This is a genomic window from Pseudooceanicola batsensis HTCC2597 (assembly GCF_000152725.1).
Lineage (GTDB): Bacteria > Pseudomonadota > Alphaproteobacteria > Rhodobacterales > Rhodobacteraceae > Pseudooceanicola > Pseudooceanicola batsensis.
The window spans coordinates 731,655-748,981 of sequence record NZ_CH724131.1; the positions used below are offsets into that span (position 1 = coordinate 731,655).

Consider the following 17,327-nt stretch of genomic DNA (forward strand, 5'->3'; position numbering starts at 1 on the left):
GCTGCGTGCTGGGCCTGTTCGAGGGCGTCGTCACCGGCGCGGCGGACGGATATGCGCGGATGGCGGACAAGCCGGCGGCGACGCTGCTGCACACCGGTCCCGGGGATGGCCAACGCGCTGGCCAACATGCACAACGCGCGGCGCGCCAACTCCCCCCATGGTGAATGTCGTGGGAGACCACGCCAGCTATCACCTGCCGCATGATGCCGCGCTGACCACGGATATCGAGAGCCTGGCGCGGCCCATGTCGGGCTATGTGCGCCGAATCGGCAGCGTCGAGGATGTCGCGCCCGCCACCGCCGAGGCCGTGGGCCGGGCGACGCAGGCGCCGGGCGCGGTCTCGACCCTCATCCTGCCTGCCAATTTCGCCTGGGGCCAGGCCCCCCGCGCGTCCCTGCCCAAGGCCATGCGCCGATCGCCGCCCGCGGCCGATCCGGACAGGGTAAGAGCGGCCGGCAAGGCGCTGAAGAACGGTGCGAAAACGGTCATTCTGCTGAGTGGTTCGGCCCTGCGCGCGGAGGCGCTGAAGACGGCGCAGGATATCGCCGCGGCCAGCGGCGCGACGCTGCTTGCCCAGCAGGCGAACGCGCGGATGGAACGCGGCGCCGGGCGGGTGCCGATCAACCGTGTGCCCTATCCGGTCGACCAGGCGATGGCGGTGCTCGACGGCACGGAGCAGCTCATCCTTGTCGGGGCGAAGGCGCCGGTCGCCTTCTTCGCCTATCCCGGCAAACCCGGGAGCCCGCTGCCGGACGGGTGCGAGATCTCGACCCTGGCCGAGCCGGGAGAGGACCTGGCGGGCGCGTTGCAGGCGCTGTCCGACGAGATCTCGGCCGCGCCTGCCGAGATCGGCCGCTCTCCGGCGATCCCCGACCTCGCGAGCGGCAAGCTCACCCCCGAGACCATCGCGATCACCCTGGGGCATCACATGCCCGAGAATGCCGTGGTCTGCGACGAGAGCGTCACCTCGGGGCGGGATTTCTTCCGCTTCACCTTCGGCGCCGCGCCGCATGACTGGCTGCAGCTGACCGGCGGCGCGATCGGCGTGGGTCTGCCCCTCTCGGTCGGCGCTGCCATTGCCTGCCCCGACCGGAAAATCGTCAATCTTCAGGCGGATGGCAGCGCCATGTACACCAACCAGGCGCTCTGGACCATGGCGCGGGAGCGGCTGGATGTCTGTGTCGTCATCTTCTCGAACCGCCGCTACGCCATCCTGCATGGTGAGCTGAAAGGTGTCGGCGCGGGCGAGGCCGGGCGCAACGCGCGGCGGATGCTGGATTTCGACGACCCGGCCATCGACTGGGTCAAGCTGGCGCAGTCCATGGGCGTCGAGGCGGCGAGCACCGAGACGGCCGAAGGTTTTACCGATCTCTTCAAACGCGCCACCCACACCAAGGGGCCGTTCCTGATCGAGGCCGTCATCTAAGGTGCAGAACGCCTTGTTCCCGGTCGGTATCCGGTTGATTGAAAGCAGAAAAAAGGGGCCTCCGTGGAGGCCCCTGAGTGGTCTGGATCAAGCTCGGTCTTGAGTTACCGCCCGAAATTTCTGCCTGCGGCTTGATCCATGCAACGCGGCGGACGAACCACCCGCCGCGCTATTCCGTTTAGGGGCTACCATTCAATTTCTCTGCGACATCGTACCCTTTTAGCGTGAGGCCCAGGAGCGATGTCGAATTGGTAAGCTTCGATAGAATGGCGTGCTTCTTCTTCCCAACTTCAGTCTTCACGTTCTCTGTCGTAACGTTTTGACAGTCCTCAAGATCAGCGAAGCAATCGAAGCCGGTAGCTGTGATATCAACGAGTGTGATATTCGTGGAGTTTTTGGCTTTGATGAATGTCTTCATGGTCCGATCCAGCCTTCCCCTCAGCTACACCCGCTCGTCGCGCCGCAGGTGTTGCATTTCATGCAGGTGCCGTTGCGCACCAGCGTGTAGTTTCCGCAGTCGCCGCAGGCCTCGCCCTCGTAGCCCTGCATCTTGGCCTTGGTCCGCGCATCCATGCTGACCGTGCCGGTGCTGACGGCCGTGCTGCTCTCCATGGTCGAGACGACCGTCTCCGGAACGAGGGTCTGCAGCGCCGCGACCGGATCGGTGCCGGTCATCCCGCCTTGCAGAACGACCAGTTCCTGGGGGAGCCGCTTGCGAAGATAGCCCGTCGACGAGATTTGTTTCAGCACTTCCAACGACCTGCAGGCCGTGGTTTCGCTGATCTCCTCGACATTGGAGACGCCTTCCTGGGCCACGCCCTGGCCGACCGTGTCAAAGGTCGCGCCCTCGGGTTTCACATGCGCCAGGTCGGTCCGGTCGAGATAGGACACGGCCAGCTCGCGGAAGATGTAGTCGAGGATCGAGGTCGCGTTCTTGATCGAGTCGTTGCCCTGGACCATGCCCGCGGGTTCGAACTTGGTGAATGTGAAGGCATCGACGAACTCTTCCAGCGGCACGCCGTATTGCAGGCCCACGGAGACGGCGATGGCAAAGTTGTTCATCATCGCACGGAAGCCGGCGCCTTCCTTGTGCATGTCGATGAAGATCTCGCCCAGGTTGCCGTCTTCGTATTCGCCCGTCCGCAGATAGACCTTGTGGCCGCCGACCATCGCCTTCTGGGTATAACCCTTGCGGCGGTCCGGCATCTTTTCGCGGCCGGCGCGGGCCACTTCCTTGATGACCACCTTCTCGACGATCTTCTCGGCCAGCACGGCGGCCTTCTCGTGGGACGAGCCCGACTCCAGCACCTCGGCGGCGTCGTCGTCATCCTCGACCAGGGCAGAGGCCAGCGGCTGCGACAGCTTGGACCCGTCGCGATAGAGTGCGTTGGCCTTGATGCCGAGGGACCAGGACAGTTCATAGGCCTTCTGGCAATCCTCGATCGTCGCATCGTTGGGCATGTTGATCGTCTTCGAGATCGCGCCCGAGATGAACGACTGGGCCGCCGCCATCATGGTGATGTGCGATTCGGTCGAAAGGAAGCGCTTGCCCTTCTTGCCGCAGGGGTTGGCGCAGTCAAAGACGACCAGGTGCTCGGGGTTCAGATAGGGCGCGCCTTCAAGGGTCATGGTGCCGCAGACATGATCGTTGGCGGCCTCGATCTCCTTGCGGGTATAGCCCAGGTGACGCAGCAGGTCGAAACCGGGATCGTTCAGCTTTTCGGCCGGGATGCCGAGGGTCTTCTTACAGAAATCCTCGCCCAGGGTCCACTGGTTGAAGACGAAGCGGATGTCGAAGGCCGAGGCCAGCGCCGCGTCGATCTTGTCCAGTTCCTTCTGCCCGAAGCCGTGACCGATCAACGAAGTGTGGTTGATCGCGGGCGCATTGCCGATGGAGCCGTGGCCGACCGCGTAAGAGATGATCTCCTCGATCTGGGCCGACCCGTAGCCGAGTTTTTCCAGCGCGGCGGGAACGGAACGGTTGATGATCTTGAAGTAGCCGCCCCCCGCAAGCTTCTTGAACTTGACGAGCGCGAAATCGGGCTCGATCCCGGTGGTGTCGCAATCCATGACCAGACCGATCGTTCCGGTTGGAGCAATGACGGTCGCCTGTGCGTTGCGATAGCCGTGTTTTTCACCGAGGCGCAGCGCTTCGTCCCAGCTGGTTTTTGCCAGATCGACCAGTTTGCCATCGGGGCAGTTGGCGTGATCCAGCGCAACCGGCTTGACGGCGAGTTGTTCGTAGCCGTCGGTCCTGCCGTAGGCCGCGTTGCGGTGATTGCGGATGACGCGCAGCATGTGCTCGGCGTTGCGCTTGTAGCCCGGGAAGGTCCCCAGTTCGCCGGCCATCTCGGCCGAAGTGGCGTAGGAGACGCCGGTCATGATCGCGGTCAGCGCCCCGGCCATCGCGCGGCCTTCGTCGCTGTCGTACCCTAGGCCCATGTTCATCAGCAGGCCGCCGATGTTGGCATAGCCCAGTCCGAGGGTCCGGAAGTCGTAGGAGCGCTGCGCGATCTCTTGCGACGGGAACTGCGCCATCAGGACCGAGATTTCCAGCGTGATGGTCCAGAGGCGGGTGGCGTGGACATAGTCCTCGGCCTGGAACACGCCATCCTCGAGGAAGGTCAGCAGGTTCATCGAGGCCAGGTTGCAGGCCGTGTCGTCGAGGAACATGTATTCCGAACAGGGGTTCGACCCGCGGATCGCGCCGTCTTCGGGGCAGGTGTGCCAGGCGTTGACGGTGTCGTGGTACTGGATGCCCGGATCGGCACAGGCCCAGGCGGCGTGGCCGATGGTCTCCCACAGGTCGCGCGCCTTGATGGTCTTGGCGACGCTGCCGTCGGTGCGGCGGATCAGTTCCCAGTCGCCGTCATTCTCGACGGCCTTCAGGAAGGCGTCGGTCACGCGGACGGAGTTGTTGGAGTTCTGGCCGGATACGGAGGCGTATGCTTCGCTGTCCCAGTCGGTATCGTATGTCGGAAACTCGATGCTGGCATAGCCCTGCTTGGCGTAATCCAGCACGCGCTTGATGTAGGTCTCGGGGATGGCCGACTTCTTGGCCTCGCGCACGGCGGTCTTCAGCGCGTCGTTCTCGTTCGGGTCATAGGCGCCCTCTTCGGTGCCGTCCCAGGTGCGGATCGCCTTGAAGATCGCGTTCAGGCAACGCTCGTGCATCTTGGAGCCGGCGACGATCGAAGCGACCTTCTGCTCCTCTTTCACCTTCCAGTTGATGTATTCCTCGATATCCGGGTGGTCGGCGTCGACGATGACCATCTTGGCCGCCCGTCGCGTGGTGCCGCCCGACTTGATCGCGCCGGCCGCCCGGTCGCCGATCTTGAGGAAACCCATGAGGCCCGAGGACTTGCCGCCGCCGGACAGCTTTTCACCCTCTGCCCGAAGCGAGGAGAAGTTGGTGCCGGTGCCCGAACCGTACTTGAAGAGCCGCGCCTCGCGGACCCAGAGGTCCATGATGCCGCCGTCGCCGACAAGGTCGTCGCCCACGGACTGGATGAAGCAGGCATGGGGCTGCGGATGCTCGTAGGCCGACTTGGACTTCGTCAGCTTGCCGGTGACGTGATCGACGTAGTAATGGCCCTGGGAGGGCCCGTCGATGCCATAGGCCCAATGCAGGCCGGTGTTGAACCACTGGGGCGAGTTCGGCGCAGCCCGCTGGGTGGCGAGCATGTAACGCATCTCGTCGAAATAGGCGCGTGCGTCTTCTTCGGAGGAGAAATAGCCGCCCTTCCAGCCCCAGTAGGTCCAGGCGCCGGCCAGACGGTCAAAGACCTGGCGGGCGGAGGTTTCACCGCCGGTCTCGACTTCTTCACCATCGGCAACGCTGCGCCACAGGAATTCGGGAACGTTCTTTTCACGGACTTTCTTGAGGCTGGCCGGAACGCCCGCCTTGCGGAAATACTTCTGCGCGATCACGTCGCTGGCCACCTGGCTCCAGCTTGCCGGGACTTCGCAATCGTCCAGCTTGAACACGATGGTCCCGTCGGGATTACGGATCTCGGACGAGGTCGTGACGAACTCGACATCCGCATAGGCATCCTGCCCGGCCTTGGTGAATTTGCGCTCGATCTTCATAGAAACAGCCCCTGATCGCTTTATTGCTTCACGCAGAGCCCCGTGCGGGGCGATTTCGTGCCGGCGGATCGTGCAAAGCAAGGGAGTGCCAGTCAGCGCCCGGAGGGCCCTGCCAAGTGCCAATTCCATGGCTGTGGTTCGTCTCAGTCCCTTGCTTGCCGTCCCTCAATATGTGGTGGGTGACCCGGCCGGCCTCCACAATCTGCGGTAAATCGCACGACATCGTCAACGGCATTTTGAGGCGATTTTCCCTTGACGGGGTTCTGCACAGAATCATCGGGACAGGCCGCCGCGCGGAACGCGGCGGAAAGGCGTTGTTTTCACCGCTCTGGCATGACGTGGGGGAAAATTGCCCACAGGCGTATACATCTTAATGATCCTTAACCCTGGCCGCGCTTGGGGATTTGAAGGCGTGGGAATCAGAGAATCGCCCGGAAATCGGACGCAACATGTGGGGGTGCCTGCGGGGTAACCACTACAACTTGTGGGGTGTGATGCGGGCGGAAGCCACGGACCGGCACCCGGCCCTGGAATATGCGGAACACCGAGTGGGAAAAATGGTCGGGGCGGCGAGATTCGAACTCACGACCCCCTGTACCCAAAACAGGTGCGCTACCAGACTGCGCTACGCCCCGGACCGTGGCTGCGTCTCTACCCCGCGCCTCCCGCAATGAAAAGCACTAAAGGCGGGGCCTTCAGCAGGGCCAGGCCGCCGCCTCGATCGCGGGATGGCGCAGCTGCGTCCCGGGGGCGATCCCCAGCGATCCGGCCAGACCCGCGTTGATCTCGAGCACGTACTGGATACCGCTGCCGCCCGGCAGCGCGGTCTCGTCGAAGGGAACGGCCTCATGCGCAATGCGGCGGACGGTTCCGGTTTCATCCGCATAGATGATGTCGAGCGGTATGCGCGTGTTCTTCATCCAGAAGGCGACCGCCGGCTGCGGCCGGGGATAGACAAAGAGCATCCCCGCGCTCCGCGCCATCTCGTCCCGGTACATCAGGCCCTGCGCCCGTTCGCCGGGATCGTCGGCAATCTCGACGTTGAAGGCCGCACGCCCCCAGTCCCCGCGCAGCTCGACGCGGTCGGTCCGGCAGTCGGCCGCGATGCCCCCCGCCGCCCAGAGAGCGAACGTGACCGTTGCCAGGCCGGTTCTCAGCCGCCGGTCCTGTCGTTGAGCGCGGTTTCCCATGTGCTGACTTCCGATGCCATCTTCCCCCGTCGTCCATCGATCACGCGCAGCGCGACCGCCTCGCCGGGTTGCAGATCCGCGAGGCCCGAGGCGCGCAGCACCTCGACATGGATAAAGACATCATCGGTCCCGCCGAAGACATTTGCAAATCCGAAACCCTTGTCCTTGTTGAACCACTTGACCCTTGCGGGCTCGAGCGGAGTGGACCGGAGGTCTTCTGCCGACAGCGACTTGAAGTCGTCGAGCCCGGGCGAATCGGTGCTGATGACCGATTCGACCGCCACGACCTCGACCGCCTGAACGCCGCGCTGCGTGGTCTGCGCCAGTATCGAGATCTTCGCGCCATCCGCGACCGAACTTTGTCCGAAGTTCCTCAAGACATTGGCATGTAACAGGATATCGGGTCCACCGTCCTCTGAGACCACGAAGCCGAAGCCCCGTCCCGGGTCGAACCACTTGACCGTGCCGTCAATCCTAAGGGTGACGTTTCCGTTGGCGTCCAATTTCCTACCCCACATCAATTCTTGCGAATGGATTACATCCACTCGAACCGAAAAACACTCCCTCTTGCGTATAGAATGGGCAGTGTTTCCAACCAGTTGACAATTAACCTTCGCGGCAGTCTCAGGGGTTGAGGCGTGTCACGGACCACGCGTTTCCGACGCCGTTCCGCGTCCATCGGAAGCGATCGTGCAGGCGGAACGCGCCGTCGGCCCAGAATTCGATTTCGACCGGAGCGATGCGGAAACCGCCCCAGAAGGGCGGCCGCGCGGGATCCGTCCCGTGCCGCGCCGTCACCTTTGCCACCTCGGCCATGAGCGCGTTGCGCGATGCCAGAGGCTGCGACTGCCGCGACGCCCAGGCCCCGAGCCGTGATTTCAGGGATCGGGAGCGGTAATAGGCGTCGGCCTTCTCGCCCGCCTCCCGGCTCACATGGCCCCGCACCCGGACCTGCCGCCGCAGCGATTTCCAGTGCATCACGAACGCGGCCTTGCCCGCCGCTTCCAGCTCCTGTGCCTTGGCGCTGCCGTAGTTCGTGTAGAAGACGAACCCGTCATCCTCGACGGCCTTCAGCAGAACGATGCGGGAATTCGGCATGCCGGTCGCATCCACCGTGGACAGCGCCATGGCGTTCGGGTCGTTGACCTCGGACTCTTCGGCCTCGGCCAGCCAGTCCCGCACGATCTGAAACGGGTCCTCGCCCGCGAAAATGCCTGTACGATCCGTCATGCCCCCTCCTTCGGAACCGCCCCGGGGTGAGCGCCCGGGCTTGATGCGCCTGTGCCTATCGCCTAAAGGAACCTGAAGGAAACCAAAGGGCGGGATTGGCAAGATGTCAAATCAGCTGCTTGCAGGCAAGCGCGGCCTCATCATGGGCCTGGCCAACGACAAATCCATCGCCTGGGGAATTGCAAGGGCCTGTGCAGAGGCGGGGGCCGAACTCGCCTTCACCTATCTCGGCGATCAGTTCAAGAAACGTGTCGTCCCGCTGGCGGACCAGCTTGGCGTCGAGACCCTGATCGACTGCGACGTGGCCGACGAGGAATCGATCGACCGGGCCTTTGCCGAGATCGAGGAGAAATGGGGCAAGCTCGACTTCCTGGTCCACGCCATCGGCTTTTCCGACAAGAGCGAACTGCGCGGCCGCTACGTCGACACGTCGCGCGCCAATTTCAAGCTGACCATGGATGTCTCGGTCTATTCCTTCACCGCCGTCGCGCAGCGGGCGGAGAAGCTGATGCCCGAGGGCGGGTCGATGCTGACGCTCACCTACTACGGTGCGGAACAGGTGATGCCGCATTACAACGTGATGGGCGTCGCCAAGGCCGCGCTGGAAGCCTCGGTCATGTATCTCGCCGAGGATCTCGGCAAGGACGGCATCCGGGTCAACGCGATCTCGGCCGGCCCGATCAAGACGCTGGCCGCCTCGGGCATCGGCGACTTCCGCTATATCCTCAAGTGGAACGAGCTGAACTCGCCGCTGCGCCGCAACGTCACCACCGAAGACGTGGGGAAATCGGCGCTCTACCTGCTGTCCGATCTGGGCAGCGGCGTGACGGGCGAGACGCTGCACGTCGACAGCGGCTATCACATCGTCGGCATGAAGGCCGTCGACGCGCCGGACATCCACAAGGGTGGCAAAGAGGACTGAGGACAGCGCCATGAACGACCGCCTCCCCCACGAGAAGGGCTTTCACGTCAGCTGGGACCAGATCCACCGCGACAGCCGCGCGCTGGCCTGGCGGCTGGACGGGCACGGGCCCGATGACGGCAACTGGAAGGCGGTCGTGGCGATCACGCGCGGCGGCATGGCCCCCGCGATGATCGTCGCGCGCGAGCTCGACATCCGGATGGTCGACACGATCTCGGTCCGCTCCTATCACCATCAGGCGCAGGGCGAGGCCGAGATCCTCAACACGCCCGACGCCGGGATGATGGGCGATGGAACGGGCGTTCTGGTCGTCGACGACCTCGTCGACAGCGGCAAGACGCTGGAACTGGTGCGCCAGATGTATCCCAAGGCGCATTTCGCGACGGTCTATGCCAAGCCGAAGGGCCGCGAACAGGTGGATACCTTCATCACCGAAGTCTCTCAGGACACCTGGATCTTCTTTCCCTGGGACATGGCGATGCAATACGTCAAACCCTACCGCGGATCCGACTGACGGCGCCTGTCAGCGCGCCTTGAAAAGCCCGCCCAGGATGCCGCGCACGATGCGGCGCCCGGTGGTGCCGCCCAGCTCCTTGATCACCGCCTTGCCGAGCGCCGAGCCGATCGTTTCGGGCGACCGGCGCGACCGCGAGGTCGAACGCGACACTCGGTTGCCCGAATACCGTCGCGCCGATCGGTATTCGCGTTCCGGTGCGGGCTGCTCCTCCTCTTCCCGCTCCGCCTCTTCGGCCGCGCGGGCGGCGTCCGCCGCGCGACGGGTCAGGATCTCGTAGGCGCTCTCCCGGTCCTTGAGCGTCTCGTATTTCCCGGCGATCGGAGAGGCGTCGATGATCCCGGTGCGCGCGGCGCCGTCGATTGGCCCCAGGCGCGAGGATGGTGGCCGGATCAGGGTGCGTTCGACCACCCCGGGCACGCCCTTCGGTTCCAGGAACGAGGTGACCGCCTCGCCCACGCCGACTTCGCGGATGGCCTCTTCGGTATCGAACCGCGGATTGTCGCGATAGGTCTCGGCGGCGAGCCTCAGCTCCTTGCGGTCGCGCGCGGTAAAGGCCCGCAGCGCGTGCTGCACGCGGTTGCCCAGCTGGCCCAGGATATCCTCGGGCACATCGGCGGGGTTCTGGGTGATGAAATAGACGCCGACGCCTTTGGACCGGATCAGCCGCGCCACCTGTTCCACCTTGTCCACCAGTGCCTTGGGCGCGTCGTCGAACAGAAGATGCGCCTCGTCGAAGAAGAAGACCAGCCGGGGTTTGTCGGGGTCGCCCACTTCGGGCAGCTCTTCGAATAGCTCGGACAGCAGCCACAACAGGAAGGTCGCGTAAAGGCGCGGCGACCCCATCAGCTTGTCGGCGGCCAGGATCGAGATCATGCCGCGCCCGTCGGTATCGGACCGCATCAGATCTGCAAGCTCCAGCGCCGGTTCGCCGAAGAGCTTGGCCCCGCCCTGATTCTCGAGCACCAGAAGCCGCCGCTGGATCGCGCCGATCGAGGCCGGAGAGATGTTGCCGTAGCGCAGGCCGAGGTCGGCACGGTTCTCGCCCACCCAGACCAGCAGCGCCTGCAGATCCTTGAGGTCGAGCAGCGCCATGCCCTCGTCGTCGGCCACGCGGAAGGCGATGTTCAGGATCCCCTCCTGCGCCTCGGACAACTCCATCAGCCGCGACAGCAGAAGCGGCCCCATCTCGGAAACCGTGGTGCGCACGGGGTGCCCCTGCTCGCCGAAAAGGTCCCAGAAGAGCACCGGGAACTTGTCGTAGGAATAGCCGTCGAAGCCGATCTTGCCGGCACGTTCCATGAATGCCTCATGAAGCTTGAACGTCTCGGATCCCGGCTCGGCCAGGCCCGAGAGGTCGCCCTTGACGTCCGACAGGAAGACCGGAACCCCGGCGGCCGAGAAACCCTCGGCCATGATCTGCAGCGTCACCGTCTTTCCGGTCCCCGTGGCGCCGGCGACAAGCCCGTGCCGGTTCGCGTATTTCAGCGCCAGACCCTGCTTTTCGCCATAGGCCTCGCCGCCGCCCCCGATGAAGATCCTGCCGTCCATCCCCGCCCTCGCAAACCATCGTCACGGGGCAGCATAATATCTTAACCTTTGCCTGCCAGTATCAAATCCGTCGCCGCTCATGTCCTCTTGCGGCGGCATACTTCCTCCCTGTCAGACTGGCCGTGCCCTCGTGGCACGGCATTTTTTCGCGCCCCCGCGCAGGATGAGGGGCGGCATGGGTGGGTCTGCCCCTAGTGAGGTGAAACCACTCCGATTTTTCACCAAATTGCCTGTTGACGGTCTCACCCAAAGCGCCTAGCGTTCATGGAAACATAAGTCGGCCAGTCCGACAGGGAGAACGCGGAAGAGGGCCAATCAGGCCCTCTTTCTTTTTGTGCCCGTCCGGCCTTTCCGGCCGCTCGTGACGACGTGACCGGTCGCGCCGAGGAAACCGCCTGACAAGGCCGGAGCAAGATGTTAGGTCCGGTGCAAACATCAACTTGCAACGGGACCGAAATGCTCAAGACCAAATCCTTGCTTTCCGTTCTGGCGATCGCAGCCTTCTCCGGCGCGGCGCTGGCACAGTCCGACGACACCGCCCCGGCCGATACCGCCACGAGCGAGACCGCAGCGCCGGCCGACGGTGAAACCCCTGAAACCACCGAAAACGCGGCACAGGATCCGGCCGCCGATCTCGATACCGGTCAGCCGGAGTCGGGCGGCGTGGGCCAGGGCTATGTGCGCGAGACCTTCGGCGACTGGCAGCTACAGTGCGTCCGCCAGGAAGACACCGAAAGCGAACCGTGCCAGCTGTACCAGCTTCTGCGCGGCGCCGAGGACAATCCGGTGGCCGAGGTCATCATCGAGAAACTGCCCGAGGGCGGCAATGTCGCGGCCGGCGCCACGATCCTCGTGCCCTTCGGCACCGCACTCGCCAAGGATCTGCGGATCGCCGTCGACGGCAGCCAGGGCAAGGTCTATCGCTATGCCTTCTGCAACAGCAACGCCTGCTACGCGCGCATCGGCCTGCTTCCGGCCGACATCGCCGCGTTCAAGGCCGGGAATACGGCGAACGTGACCATCTTCGCCTATGAGCGGCTGGACGAACCGGTCGAGTTGACCCTCTCGCTCTCCGGGTTCACCGCCGGTTTCGAAACGCTTCAGCCGGTGACGCCGCCGCAGTGACGCGGTTCTGAACGTCAAAAGAAAACGCCCGCCGATTGGCGGGCGTTTTTCGTTGCGTGTCCGGTCGGCGGGCGGTCAGCCGCCCCAGCTGCGGACCGGTCCGCAGTCCATATGCACGAAATTCGATCCGCTGTAGCGCCCGACGCCGCCCGCGCGACAGGCCGAGGCCGCACGCGCCATCTGATTGACCGAGCGGGACGACAGCCGGAGATCCGCCGCCTGCCCCTTGAGGTGGAGCGAGTTGCGCGCAACGTTCCGCGACCTCGACCGCAGCATCGCGTTGGTCTCGGGCGAGCGGTAGCCGGAGAGCAGCATGTAGGGCTCGTTCACCTCGAGCAGGTTGTGCGAGGCCGCCATGATGTCGATGGTGCGCAGGTCGATCGGCTTGACGATGTCGTTCCGCCAGTCCCGCATGAAATGGCTCACCTCGGTCACGGCATCCTTGATGTAGTGCCCGTCGACCCAGTAGATCATGTCGATCCGCTCGCCCGTCCGGGCGGAATACATGCGGATACGTCGGATATCGCCGGAGTTTTTGAGGAACCCGGCCGCCTTCGTGAAAGTTGGTGCTGATACTATTGCTGTCGCGGCGAACGCACTCAATAGAGCACGCCGCGAAATGCTCGGAGAGCTTTCGATTGCCATGTTTCGCGCCTGTCCCGTCGCTACCTGTACCGCGATGTTACGCGGTCGTTCGTGCACCTCATCCCCAGATGCACGGTTTTTATGCCATAGCCACCGCTTCAGACCAAGGCGCGATTATCAAGCATTTTATGAGAAACAGTTTTTCGGCAGAAAATTGCCAAAAGGTAGGGAAAACCCGAATTGTCGGCCAAGGCGTAACCTGCGTGCATCACCTCTGAAGCCACGGGTTTTTTGAACCTTTTGTGAGTGGACAGTTTCGGCGAGAAGTCGCCACGCTGAACAGTAACGGGAAATCCGGAAAGGACATCTGCATGATCCTCGCTGCCTATGCGCGACACCTGACCCTCTCCGCGACCGTGGCCCTGGCGATGTCCGCCGGATCGGCCGGCGCCCAGGTCGCGACCCCTGAGATCAGGGTAACCCAGTTCCAGCAGACCATCGCCGAGCATGCGGCGCGCGACCGCGACCTTGCCGCCTTTTATCGCGCCACGGAGTTCGCGCCGATCTGGACCGGAGAGGGCGAGCCCTATGTCTCGCGCCGCCGTGCCCTTTTCGAGGCGCTGTCCCATGCCGAGGATCATGGCCTCCCCGGCGCCTCCTACGATCTGCCCGGCCTGATCGAGAGCATGCGCCGCGCCCGCACCGGGGCCGAACGCGGCGAACTGGACGTGCGGATCTCGACGCTGTTCCTTCGCTATGCGGTCGATGTGCAGACCGGCGTGCTCAAGCCCTCGGATGTGGACAGCGGCATCGTGCGCAAGGTCCCGCTGCGCGACCGTCGCGGCTATCTCGAGGGGATCACCTCGGCCGATCCCGCCGCCTTCGTCGCCTCGCTGCCCCCGCAACGGCTGGAATACACCCGCCTGATGCGCGAAAAGCTGCGCCTCGAGCGGCTGATCGCGTCCGGCGGTTTCGGTGCCACGGTCCAGGCCCAGAGCCTGGAGCCCGGCGATACCGGCGAGGCGGTCGTCGCCCTGCGCAACCGGCTGATGACCATGGGCTACCTGCCCCGCCGCGTCGGCGTCACCTACGACCGCGACATGGAAAGCGCCGTGCTGCGCTTCCAGGCCGACCACGGGCTGAGCGAGGACGGCGTCGCCGGCACCGCCACGATTGCCGAGATCAATGTCCCCGTCGAGGAGCGGCTGAAATCGGTGATCGTCGCGATGGAACGCGAGCGCTGGATCAACCGCGACCTCGGCGACCGCCACGTCCTGGTGAACCTGACCGATTTCCACGCCCGGATCATGGAAAACGGCAAGATCTACTTCAAGACGCGCTCGGTCATCGGCAAGAACCTTTCGACGCACCGCACGCCGGAATTCTCGGACGTGATGGAGCACATGATCGTCAACCCGACGTGGAACGTGCCCCGCTCGATCGCGGTCTCGGAATATCTGCCCGCCTTCAAGCGGAACCCCTATTCTAACAGTCATCTCAAGTTGATCGACGCGCGGGGCCGCGTGGTGGATCGCGGCTCGGTCAACTTCGCCGCCTACAGCAAGCGCAACTTCCCCTTCGATCTCAAGCAGCCGCCGTCGTCCCGCAACGCCCTGGGGCTGGTCAAGTTCATGTTCCCCAACGTGCACAACATCTATCTGCACGACACCCCCGCCAAGAGTCTGTTCTCGCGCGATGTGCGGGCGTTCAGCCATGGCTGCATCCGTCTTAACGAACCCTTCGAATTCGCCCATGCGCTGCTGGCCTGGCAATCGGACGATCCCGAGGGACTGTTCCGCTCGACCCTCAACACCGGGCGCGAAACCAAGATCGACCTGGCGAGCCCCCTGCCCGTCCACCTCATCTACCGGACGGCGATGAGCCAGCCCAAGGGACAGATGTCCTATCGACGCGACGTCTATGGGCGGGATGGCCGCATCTGGGAGGCTCTGGCCCGCGAGGGGGTGGAACTGCGCGGCGTTCAGGGGTAATCCCCCACCGGACGCGATGATCCGGGGGATGCGAATGACACCGACCATCAGGCAGATCGCCGAGGCGATCGGCGCCCGCGCCGAGGGGGCGGTGGACACCGTCGTCACCGGCGCCGCCGAACCCGCCGACGCAGGCCCCGACCAGATCGCGCTTGCCATGAGTTCGACCTATGCCAAGGCGCTCGGTGCCGGCTCGGCCCGCGCGGCCATGCTCTGGGCGGATGCGGACTGGAAGGCGCTCGGCCTCGAGGCGGCGATCCTCGTGCCGCGCCCGCGCCTGGCGATGGCCGGGCTGACGGGTCTTCTGGATCCGGGGCAGCGCTATCCTGAGGGCATCCACCCCTCCGCTGTGATCGATCCATCGGCGAAACTCGGCCCCGACGTCTCGGTCGGCCCGATGGCCTGCATTGGCCCCGGCGCCAGCATCGGCGCGGGCAGCGTGGTCGGGCCGCAGTGCTACATCGGCGCCGAGGCCGTGCTGGGGCGCGACGCGCGTCTCCATGCCGGCGTGCGCCTCATGGCCCGCGTGCGCATCGGAGACCGGTTCATCGCCCAGGCCGGCGCGGTGGTCGGATCGGACGGCCACAGTTTCGTGACGCCCGAACAGTCGACCGTCGAACAGGCCCGTGCCTCGCTCGGCACGAATGTCACCGCCGCCCCGCAGAGCTGGGTGCGGATCCATTCGCTCGGTGCGGTGATCGTCGGCGACGACGTCGAACTGGGGGCCAATGCCTGCGTCGACAGCGGCACCATCCGCCCGACCGAGATCGCGAACGGCTGCAAGATCGACAACCTCTGCCATGTCGCCCATAACGTGCGCATCGGGCGCGATTGCCTCTTTGCGGCCTGCGCGGCCGTCGCCGGATCGACGGACATCGGCAACAATGTCATCCTGGGCGGTCAGGTCGGCGTGTCCGACAACATCACCATCGGCGACAACGTGGTCGCCGGCGGCGGGACCAAGATCCTGTCGCGGGTTCCCGCGGGCCGGGTGGTGCTGGGCTATCCGGCGATGAAGATGGACACGCATATCGATACATACAAGGCGCTGAGGCGTCTGCCGCGCCTCGCCGAGCAGGTCGCCCGCCTGCAGAAAGCGGTTTTCAAGTCAGACGAGAACCATTAGATCACGCCTAAATCAGCCTTGAGGGAGGCGGCGTCATGGATATCAAGAACAAGGTCATCGAAATCATCGCCGATCAGGCCATGATCGAGCCCTCTGACGTGACCATGGAGTCCACGCTCGAGGAGATCGGCATCGACAGCCTCGGGCTGGTGGAGAGCATCTTCGCCATCGAAGAGGCCTTCGACATCCAGGTTCCCTTCAACGCCAACGAGCCCGAGAAGAGCGAATTCGACATCTCCTCGGTCGCCGCGATCGTCCGGGGGATCGAGAAACTGGTGGCGGAACAGCACGCGTGAAACGGGTCGTCATCACGGGCGCGGGCACGATCAACGCGCTCGGCCATTCGGTATCCGAAACGCTCGAGGCCATGCGCGAGGGGCGCTGCGGCATCGGCGCGCTCGAATTCCGCGATGTCGAACGGCTCTCGATCAGCATTGGCGGGCAGGTCAAGGGGTTCGAGGCCGAGGCGCAGTTCAACCGCCAGCAGATGGCGCTTTACGACAGGTTCACCCAGTTCACCCTATTCGCAGCGCGCGAGGCGATCACCCAGTCTGGCCTCGAATTCATCGGCGAGCTGGCGGCCAAGGCTGGCGTCGTGCTGGGCACCGCCGGCGGCGGGGTCTCGACCTGGGACGACAATTACCGGGCCGTCTACGAAGAGGGCAAGAACCGCGTGCATCCCTTCGTGGTGCCCAAGCTGATGAACAATGCGGCCGCCTCGCATGTCAGCATGGAATACAACCTCAAGGGGCCGAGCTTTACCGTCTCGACCGCCTGCGCCTCGTCCAATCACGCCATGGCCCAGGCGTTCCAGATGGTCCGGTCCGGCATGACCCCGGCCATGGTCACGGGCGGGTCGGAATCCATGCTCTGCTTCGGCGGGGTCAAGGCCTGGGAAGGCCTGCGGGTCATGTCCAAGGACGCCTGCCGCCCGTTCAGCGCCAATCGCAACGGCATGGTCCAGGGCGAGGGCGCGGGCATTTTCGTCTTCGAGGAGATGGAACACGCGAAGAAGCGCGGCGCCGAGATCCTGGCCGAGGTGATCGGCTTCGCCATGTCCTCGGACGCGGCGGATATCGTCATGCCCTCGAAACAGGGCGCGGCGCGGGCAATCTCGGGCGCGATCGCCGACGCCCGGATCAATCCCGAGGAGGTGGGCTATATCAACGCCCATGGCACCGGCACGGCTGCCAACGACAAGACCGAATGCTCGGCCGTCGCCGATGCGCTCGGCCCCCATGCCGACCGGGTGATGATTTCCTCGACCAAGTCGATGCACGGCCACCTGATCGGCGGCACCGGCGCGGTTGAACTGCTGGCCTGCATCATGGCTCTGCGCGACGGCATCGTCGCCCCGACCATCGGCTACGAAGAACCCGACCCTGAATGCGCCCTGGACGTCGTCCCCAACGAGGCGCGCGAGGCGAGCGTCGAGGTCGCCCTGTCGAACGCCTTCGCCTTCGGCGGCCTGAACGCGGTGATGGCACTGCGAAAGGTCTGAGGGCACCGGCGAGAGCCGGCCATCCATCGACACACCTGCTGCATCCGAGGGCACGCGACGCGCCGACAGGCCGGCCC

Annotated in this window: 15 protein-coding genes and 1 tRNA gene; 8 read left to right on the forward strand and 8 right to left on the reverse strand. The window is 64.7% G+C overall.

Translation table 11 applies throughout. The features are described 5' to 3' along the window. Window positions 1-169 precede the first annotated feature (169 nt). Window positions 170-1,426 carry an acetolactate synthase large subunit gene (locus OB2597_RS07685; RefSeq protein WP_238529707.1) on the forward strand — a complete coding sequence of 419 codons (1,257 nt, stop codon included), beginning with the start codon at window positions 170-172 and terminating at the stop codon, window positions 1,424-1,426. A gap of 178 nt (window positions 1,427-1,604) precedes the next feature. Here the strand turns inward: OB2597_RS07685 and OB2597_RS07690 are convergent, their stop codons facing one another. The 6 genes from OB2597_RS07690 to pdxH all read right to left on the reverse strand — a co-directional run bounded on the left by OB2597_RS07690 (window position 1,605) and on the right by pdxH (window position 7,935). After that, window positions 1,605-1,844: a hypothetical protein gene (locus OB2597_RS07690; RefSeq protein ID WP_009804977.1), complete on the reverse strand. Its 240-nt coding sequence runs from the start codon at window positions 1,842-1,844 to the stop codon at window positions 1,605-1,607. A gap of 20 nt (window positions 1,845-1,864) precedes the next feature. After that, window positions 1,865-5,515 (reverse strand): vitamin B12-dependent ribonucleotide reductase, encoded by a 3,651-nt coding sequence (locus OB2597_RS07695; RefSeq protein ID WP_009804978.1) that lies wholly within the window; start codon window positions 5,513-5,515, stop codon window positions 1,865-1,867. A 558-nt stretch (window positions 5,516-6,073) separates the two neighbouring features. Next, window positions 6,074-6,150 (reverse strand) — tRNA-Pro (locus OB2597_RS07700). A gap of 60 nt (window positions 6,151-6,210) precedes the next feature. Further along, entirely contained in the window at window positions 6,211-6,705 is a 495-nt protein-coding gene (locus OB2597_RS07705) for a DUF192 domain-containing protein (protein ID WP_009804979.1), read from the reverse strand. Continuing rightward, the gene (locus OB2597_RS07710) at window positions 6,669-7,223 is read right to left on the reverse strand and encodes a cold-shock protein (protein WP_050759221.1); all 555 of its coding nucleotides are present in this window, start codon (window positions 7,221-7,223) and stop codon (window positions 6,669-6,671) included. Before OB2597_RS07710 ends, OB2597_RS07705 begins: the two co-directional genes overlap by 37 nt. 106 nt (window positions 7,224-7,329) lie before the next feature. Next, the gene (pdxH, locus tag OB2597_RS07715; protein WP_009804981.1) at window positions 7,330-7,935 is read right to left on the reverse strand and encodes a pyridoxamine 5'-phosphate oxidase; all 606 of its coding nucleotides are present in this window, start codon (window positions 7,933-7,935) and stop codon (window positions 7,330-7,332) included. Window positions 7,936-8,038: 103 nt separating this feature from the next. Between pdxH and fabI the strand changes: the two genes are divergently transcribed. Together fabI and gpt are read left to right on the forward strand one after the other, a co-directional pair. Then, the gene (gene fabI / locus OB2597_RS07720) at window positions 8,039-8,857 is read left to right on the forward strand and encodes an enoyl-ACP reductase FabI (protein ID WP_009804982.1); all 819 of its coding nucleotides are present in this window, start codon (window positions 8,039-8,041) and stop codon (window positions 8,855-8,857) included. Window positions 8,858-8,867: 10 nt separating this feature from the next. Beyond that, window positions 8,868-9,371 carry a xanthine phosphoribosyltransferase gene (gene gpt / locus OB2597_RS07725; RefSeq protein ID WP_009804983.1) on the forward strand — a complete coding sequence of 168 codons (504 nt, stop codon included), beginning with the start codon at window positions 8,868-8,870 and terminating at the stop codon, window positions 9,369-9,371. Window positions 9,372-9,380: 9 nt separating this feature from the next. Here gpt and OB2597_RS07730 read toward each other — a convergent pair whose 3' ends face one another. Then, window positions 9,381-10,922 carry a helicase HerA-like domain-containing protein gene (locus OB2597_RS07730; RefSeq protein WP_009804984.1) on the reverse strand — a complete coding sequence of 514 codons (1,542 nt, stop codon included), beginning with the start codon at window positions 10,920-10,922 and terminating at the stop codon, window positions 9,381-9,383. Window positions 10,923-11,378: 456 nt separating this feature from the next. On the opposite strand from OB2597_RS07730, the gene OB2597_RS07735 reads away from it, so the two are divergent. Next, window positions 11,379-12,047 carry an invasion associated locus B family protein gene (locus OB2597_RS07735; RefSeq protein WP_009804985.1) on the forward strand — a complete coding sequence of 223 codons (669 nt, stop codon included), beginning with the start codon at window positions 11,379-11,381 and terminating at the stop codon, window positions 12,045-12,047. Window positions 12,048-12,122: 75 nt separating this feature from the next. Here the strand turns inward: OB2597_RS07735 and OB2597_RS07740 are convergent, their stop codons facing one another. Beyond that, window positions 12,123-12,692, reverse strand: a complete 570-nt coding sequence (locus OB2597_RS07740) for a YcbK family protein (protein WP_040609193.1) — start codon at window positions 12,690-12,692, stop codon at window positions 12,123-12,125. 311 nt (window positions 12,693-13,003) lie between these two features. On the opposite strand from OB2597_RS07740, the gene OB2597_RS07745 reads away from it, so the two are divergent. Genes OB2597_RS07745 through OB2597_RS07760 form a run of 4 tightly spaced genes read left to right on the forward strand, consistent with a single transcriptional unit; the run spans window position 13,004 to window position 17,250 of the window. Continuing rightward, window positions 13,004-14,623, forward strand: a complete 1,620-nt coding sequence (locus tag OB2597_RS07745) for a L,D-transpeptidase family protein (RefSeq protein ID WP_009804987.1) — start codon at window positions 13,004-13,006, stop codon at window positions 14,621-14,623. A gap of 34 nt (window positions 14,624-14,657) precedes the next feature. Continuing rightward, on the forward strand, window positions 14,658-15,749 hold the full coding sequence (lpxD, locus tag OB2597_RS07750; RefSeq protein ID WP_009804988.1) for a UDP-3-O-(3-hydroxymyristoyl)glucosamine N-acyltransferase: 1,092 nt from the start codon (window positions 14,658-14,660) through the stop codon (window positions 15,747-15,749). Between the two features lie 35 nt (window positions 15,750-15,784). After that, the gene (locus OB2597_RS07755) at window positions 15,785-16,045 is read left to right on the forward strand and encodes an acyl carrier protein (RefSeq protein WP_009804989.1); all 261 of its coding nucleotides are present in this window, start codon (window positions 15,785-15,787) and stop codon (window positions 16,043-16,045) included. Further along, a complete protein-coding gene (locus OB2597_RS07760) occupies window positions 16,042-17,250 on the forward strand; it encodes a beta-ketoacyl-[acyl-carrier-protein] synthase family protein (protein ID WP_009804990.1) in 1,209 nt (402 codons plus the stop codon). Before OB2597_RS07755 ends, OB2597_RS07760 begins: the two co-directional genes overlap by 4 nt. Window positions 17,251-17,327 lie beyond the last annotated feature (77 nt).